The sequence below is a fragment of the Nocardia sp. NPDC003979 genome, assembly GCF_053605015.1.
On record NZ_JBSGIJ010000046.1, the window covers coordinates 1 to 2,464 of the forward strand.

The following is a 2,464-nucleotide window of genomic DNA, read 5'->3' on the forward strand; positions in this document are numbered from 1 at the left end:
ACCCTCGTCGACACCCTCAAAGCCGAAGTATCCAAACAGATCAGCCCCATCGCCAAACCCCGCGAAATCCACATCGTCCCCGAACTCCCCAAAACGCGCAGCGGCAAAATCATGCGCCGACTCCTGCGCGACGTCGCCGAAGGCCGCGAACTCGGCGACACCTCAACCCTCGTCGACCCCGCCGTCTTCGAGGCCATCCGCACCGGCGGCAACTGATCGGGGACCGGCACGCTACGGTTGCGGCGATAGCCGTGTCGGTCACCTCCAGGGCAGCATCGCTGATCGGATCGGCGCTAGTGTTGCGCCAAGACGTGTGCACACCGCGCGCCGCGATGCGGACCAGTTACCACAGGGAGAAGGGTCGACGAAGTGAGTTACACCCAAGGCGGAAATGACGGTCGGACGGTCACTTCCATCCCGTTGACCGACGCCAATCCGCCCGGATCGGCCAGCATCGGCAGCCTCGTCCGCGACGCCACCGAGCAGCTGTCCACGCTCGTGCGCGCCGAGGTCGCGCTGGCCAAGGCCGAGGTCACCGGCGAGGTCAAGAAGGGCCTCACCGGCAGTGTCTTCTTCATCCTCGCGCTGACGATCCTGCTGTTCAGCTCGTTTTTCTTTTTCTTCTTCCTCGCCGAACTGCTCGACGTGTGGCTGTACCGGTGGGCGGCGTTCCTCATCGTCTTCACGCTGATGGTGCTCGCCACCGCGCTGCTGGCCTTCCTCGGCTATCGCAAGGTGAAGAAGCTGAAGGCGCCGGAGAAGACGATCGGCTCGCTCAAGCAGAGCGCCGAGGTGCTGCCGCAGGCACTCGCCCACCGCGAGCACACCCCGTCGCTGGAGAAGGCGAAGAACTGACGAGTCCAGCCCCGGCGGGCCCGGTCGCCACGACCGGACCCGCCCACTAGGCTCGATCGGCGTGTCGTCCAATTCATTCCCGGATCCGTCCACCGTCCGTTACGACGGCCCGTGGACCCACCGGGACGTGCACGCCAACGGGATCCGCTTCCATGTCGTCGAAGCCGACGCCACGGTGCGCGCCGACGCGCCGCTGGTGCTGCTGCTGCACGGGTTCGCCGACTTCTGGTGGTCGTGGCGTCATCAGCTCACCGGAATCGCCGACCACGGGTACCGGACCGTCGCCGTCGACCTGCGCGGATACGGCGACACGGACAAACCGCCCCGCGGCTACGACGGGTGGACCCTCGCCGGTGACATCGCCGGACTCATCCGCGCGCTCGGCCACACCGAGGCGACCCTCGTCGGCCACGCCGACGGCGGCCTCGTCTGCTGGGCCACCGCGGTCCTGCATCCGCGGCTGGTTCGGTCCATCGCGCTCGTGAGCTCGCCGCACCCCGCCGCGTTGAAGAGTGCCGTCCTGCGCGACCCCGCACAGCGTTCCGCCTGGCTGCCCCAATTCCTGCGCTATCAGTTGCCCCGGTACCCCGAGAACCTCCTCACGCGGCGGGGCGGGGCCGAGGTGGAGCGGTTGCTGCGCGAGCGGGTCGGCGAATCCTGGTCGCGTACCGCCGAATTCACCGAGACCGCGTCACGGATGCGGACGGCTATTCGCATACCCGGTGCCGCTCACAGCGCGCTGGAGTATCAGCGATGGGCCTTTCGGAGCCAATGGCGGCCTGACGGTAAGCGGTTCATGGCGACGATGCGGGATCCGATCGACATTCCTGTTCTCGGGTTGCGCGGTGCGAATGACCAGTATCTGTTGGCCTCGACCATCGAGCGGGATCAGGAGCTTTCACCGCGTCGGGCACTGGTGACTATTCCGGATGCGGGCCATTACGCCCATCAGGAGAACCCGGGCAAGGTCAATGAGGTGCTTACCGCGTATTGGCATGAGCAGAACGGTGCCAATGATGCTCCGAAGGATGACTTGGTGTCGCCTTGATGTTGGCCGGCGGTGCGGTGGCGGGGTGTTTTCGGTCGAATGGCATCAGTCGTAAGCGGCTACTTGTCCAACTTTAGCCGTGCGGATTGCTCGAGGGCGCCGCTACGCGCTTCGAGCCGTGCGTCCCCACTCCAGGCCGACGCCTGCCGCTCAACCAGACGTGCGGCACGACTCCAGGCTGCCGCCTACCGCACACCTAGCCACACGGCGTTACTCGAGGGCGCCACCTGACGCACATCCAGCCGTGCGGCACCACTCCAGGCCGCGGCCTACTGCATTCCCAGCCACACGGCGTCACTTGAGGCCGCGGCCTACCGCACAACCAACCATGCGGCATCACTCCAGGCTGCCGCCTACCGCATTCCCAGCCATGCGGTACTACTCCAGGCCGCCGCCTACCGCATTCCCAGCCACGCGGCACCACCTCGGTGTTTTGTGCACCAAGGAGGTATTCGGCTGTATTTTCGGAGCGCTGGCGCGCTCGAGCGCGGCCCCTGGAGGGCCGCGAGTTAGCCGCCGTTGCTCGCGCTTCGCGCATGCGCAACGGCGGCTAACTCGCGG

3 protein-coding genes are annotated in these 2,464 nt (G+C 66.6%); all 3 read left to right on the plus strand.

Annotated features, from left to right (window positions below):
* A partial coding sequence (locus ACWEVR_RS33935; protein ID WP_452470200.1) for an AMP-binding enzyme occupies positions 1-216 on the plus strand: 216 nt, incomplete at its 5' end.
* A 153-nt stretch (positions 217-369) separates the two neighbouring features.
* Positions 370-855 (plus strand): phage holin family protein, encoded by a 486-nt coding sequence (locus tag ACWEVR_RS33940; RefSeq protein WP_067494480.1) that lies wholly within the window; start codon positions 370-372, stop codon positions 853-855.
* 61 nt (positions 856-916) lie between these two features.
* Complete coding sequence (locus ACWEVR_RS33945; protein WP_452470201.1) at positions 917-1,903, plus strand: alpha/beta fold hydrolase; 987 nt, start codon at positions 917-919, stop codon at positions 1,901-1,903.
* The last annotated feature ends 561 nt before the right edge of the window (positions 1,904-2,464 follow it).